The sequence below is a fragment of the Mesorhizobium sp. M7A.F.Ca.CA.003.01.2.1 genome (assembly GCF_003998945.1).
GTDB lineage: Bacteria > Pseudomonadota > Alphaproteobacteria > Rhizobiales > Rhizobiaceae > Mesorhizobium > Mesorhizobium ciceri.
In genome coordinates, this window is sequence record NZ_RZRA01000559.1 from 1 (window position 1) to 3,737 (window position 3,737).

At 62.8% G+C, this 3,737-nt stretch carries 3 protein-coding genes; 1 reads left to right on the top strand and 2 read right to left on the bottom strand.

Going from position 1 to position 3,737, the window contains the following annotated elements; translation table 11 throughout:
- Nucleotides 1–112 precede the first annotated feature (112 nt).
- Nucleotides 113–1,261: a substrate-binding protein gene (locus EN969_RS21035; protein ID WP_244514270.1), complete on the top strand. Its 1,149-nt coding sequence runs from the start codon at nucleotides 113–115 to the stop codon at nucleotides 1,259–1,261.
- Between the two features lie 48 nt (nucleotides 1,262–1,309).
- Here EN969_RS21035 and EN969_RS21040 read toward each other — a convergent pair whose 3' ends face one another.
- Nucleotides 1,310–2,956, bottom strand: a complete 1,647-nt coding sequence (locus tag EN969_RS21040) for an acetolactate synthase large subunit (RefSeq protein WP_063167559.1) — start codon at nucleotides 2,954–2,956, stop codon at nucleotides 1,310–1,312.
- Between the two features lie 84 nt (nucleotides 2,957–3,040).
- A partial coding sequence (locus EN969_RS21045) for an SRPBCC family protein (protein WP_281060020.1) occupies nucleotides 3,041–3,737 on the bottom strand: 697 nt, incomplete at its 5' end.

Genomic DNA, 3,737 nt, shown 5'->3' on the forward strand with positions numbered 1-3,737 from the left:
GCCCTATAAGGCGCGCCTGAAGCGCGCCTGGGAGCTTGTTGACTTGTAAGGCGTGCATGGGGCGCGCCTGGGACTGGAAGGGAACACAACAATGATAAGCAGAAGAACTGTCTTGAAATCCGGCGGCGCCGCGGCCGCTTTCGCCATGGTCGGTGCGCCGTCGGTCCTGCGCGCCGCCGACACCGTCAAGGTCGGCCTGTCGATCCCGATCACCGGGCTGCAGGCGATCCTCGGCGAGACGCTGCTCAATTGCTACAAGCTCGCCGCCGCCGAACTGAACGCCGCCAATGGCATTGGCGGGCGCCAGGTCGAGTTGTTCATCGAGGACAACCAGACCACGACCAAGGGTTCCATCGACAAGGCGCGCAAGCTCATCAACGAAGACAAGGTCGACGTGGTCATGGGCACGATCATTTCGCCGGAGCGAAGTGCTACGCTGTCGGTGACCTCGAAGGCCAAGAAGCTGTTCTTCTACCCAACCAATTTCGAGGGCGGCGAATGCAACCGCTACTTCGTCGCCACCGGCCCGATCCCGATGCAGCAGGTCGACCCGATGATGCCGTGGGTGGCCGAGACCCTCGGCAAGACCATCTACGTCATGGCCTCCGACTATGCCTGGCCGCAGAAGATGACCGAGGCGATCACGGCGGCTTACGAAAAGGCCGGCGGCAAGATCATCGGCGCCGACTACTATCCGTTCGGCACCACGGATTTCGGCCCGGCCTTCCAGAAGATCAAGTCGCTGAAGCCCGATGTCGTCTGGTCGATGGTGGTCGGCAACGACGCCGTCACCCAGCTCAAGCAGTATCGCAGCTTCGATATCAAGCAGCCGCTGATCGCACCGCTCGACGAGGTCTTCAACAAGGACGCGCTGCCGCCCGGCGTCGCGGCCGGCACCTACGCACCGCAGCCTTACTGGATGGCGCTCGACAATCCGGTCAACAAGAAGTTCATCGCGAGCTTCCGCGAGAAGTTCGGCAAGGAGAAGATGGTCAACGGCATCGGCGAAGCCGGCTACAACGGCCTGCATCTCTACGCCCTGGCCGCCGAGAAGGCCGGATCGCTGAAGGACGATGATGTGCTCAAGGCGCTGCCGACGATCGAGTTCGACGCGCCGCAAGGCAAGATCCGGGTCGATGCCAGCAACAACCACACGCTCTGCCATTCCTATGTCGGCAAGGCGGCCGCAGACGGCATCAGCTATGAGATCGCCAAGGATTTCGGGACGATCGCGCCGGCCACCCCTTACTGCAAACTGTAGGCGCTTCGGCAACAGCTCCAGGTAATCCTGACGGCGGCTTTGCCGCCGTCAGCTCGCTTGCGGCGCAGGCAGCCGCTCGCGCAATTCGTCGACAAGCACCCTGGTGTTTTCGGGATAGTCGATGGGCACGACGACGAGGTGCACGCCGCCGCCGGTGAAGGCCCGTTCCAGCGCCTGCCGCAAATCGGCGATCTCGCCAACTCTTGTCCCCTTGGCTCCGTAGGCCTCGGCATATCTGACGAAGTCGGGATTGCCGAAGGTCATGCCGAAATCCGGAAATTCGTCGACCGCCTGCTTCCAGCGGATCATGCCATAGGCATGGTCTTCGAGCAGCAGGACGACGAGATTGAGCTTGAGCCTGACGGCGGTCTCCAGTTCCTGGCTGTTCATCATGAAGCCGCCATCGCCACAGATGGCCATGACACGGCGCTGCGGATAGAGCAGTGCCGCCATCATCGCCGACGGCAAGCCCGCGCCCATCGTGGCCAGCGCATTGTCGAGCAGGATCGTGTTTGCCATGCGGGTGCGGTAGTTGCGCGCGAACCAGATCTTGTACATGCCGTTGTCGAGGGCAAGAATCCCATCCGCCGGCATCACGGCGCGCACGTCATGCACGATGCGCTGCGGCGTGAAGCGATCTTCGGTGGCGCGCGCGGCGATGCGGCTCAGAATGCCTTCCCGCAGCGGCAGCAAGGCCTGTGCATTGGGGACCTTGCCCTCGATGCGGTCGGCCAGCAGCGCCAGCGAAGGACCGAGGTCGCCGACGATTTCGGCTTGCGGGAAATAGACCTGCTCGACATCGGCTGAATGGTAGCCGACATGAATGACCTTCGGCCCCTTCGCCCCCATGATGAAGGGCGGCTTCTCTACCGTGTCGTGACCGACGGTGATGATCAGATCGGCCTGTTCGATGGCCTCGTGCACATAGTCGCGCTCCGAAAGGGCTGCCGTTCCCATATAGAGCTCCGTGCCGCCAGGCACGGTGCCCTTGCCCATCTGCGTGGTGAAATAGGGAATTTGCGTCCGCAGCACGAACTGGGCGACATCGGGAGTCACGCGCGGTCGCGACGCCGCCGCACCAAACATCAGCAGCGGACGCCTGGCTTCCATGATCATACGGGCGGCGCGATCAAGCGCGCCCGGGCTGGCCAGCGGCAGTTCGACCGGATGCGTTGGCACGAGTGCTACCGGTTCACACTCGGCCGCCGCAATGTCTTCCGGCAATTCAAGATGTACGGGGCCGGGACGCTCTTCCTGGGCGACACGGAAAGCTTCGCGAACCAACGAGGGGATCATCTTCGGCGAAACGATCTGACGCGACAGCTTGGTCAGCGGCTTCATCGCCGCGACGATGTCGACGATCTGGAAGCGCGCCTGCCGGGATGACAGGATGCCTTTCTGGCCGGTGATCATGATCATCGGCATCGCGCCGAGCAGCGCATAGGCCGAACCGGTCGAAAGGTTGAGCGCGCCCGGGCCAAGCGTGGTGATGCACACACCCGGCTTGCCGGTAAGCCTGCCATAGGTGGCGGCCATGAAAGCGGCTGCCTGCTCGTGGCGGGTCAGGATCAGCTGGATCGAGGAGCGGCGGATGGATTCGACGATATCGAGATTTTCTTCGCCCGGAATGCCGAAAATCCGCTCGACCCCTTCGTTCTCGAGGGCCGCGACGAACAGATCCGAACCTTTGGTCATGACCACCTCTCCCGCAACATTCCGTCGGCCACCTTCATATGGCATCGGAACGCGACGCCTCAAAGAGGCATCTTCGGCTGCGGGTCAGAGGCGCGCGTTGCAACTCGCCGCTTTCGGCGAGGCGAAAAGTTCCTTCGGCGCAGACCATTGGCTGATCGGTGCGCCGCGCGTGCCGGTGATCAGCGAACGCAGTTCTGACAGATAGGTCTGCACGAAGAACGAGGTCTGGCTTTCCAGCGGCGTATAGGGACCCGGCCGGTAGGCGCGCGACATGATGCCGTCGGCATTGTCCTCGGTGATCTTCTTGTCCTGCACCGTGGTGACGTCCCACATCCAGCTGATCGCATCGGCGTCGATGTCGCCATCGGCGTCCTTGTCGACGAGCCAGGTCAGAATGACGTCGGTTTCCGTGGCGCTGCGCGGTATCATCTGGAACAGCGTGACATAATCATTGGCAGCACTTGCAAACGACAGGCGTCCGAGGCGGAAGCCGCTTTCGCCACCATCATAGGCGTGACGGCCGCCCATCAGGCATGAGACCCCCTCACCTGTATTGGACAGCGTGTTGCGGCCGGATCCGATCGGCTTGCGGTGCATGGCAAACGGCATCGTGTCGAGGTCGCCAGCCTGCCACGCGCCCTTGTGGAACTCGGCATCGCCGATGACGCTGTGCCAGGCCTCGATTTCATTCTGCCACTCGACCGCCTTGTCGGCGTCGCGGGTCGCGGTCACTTTGACATGGCCGTTGACGCGGTAATATTCGGGGTGGGCCGGCCGGCAG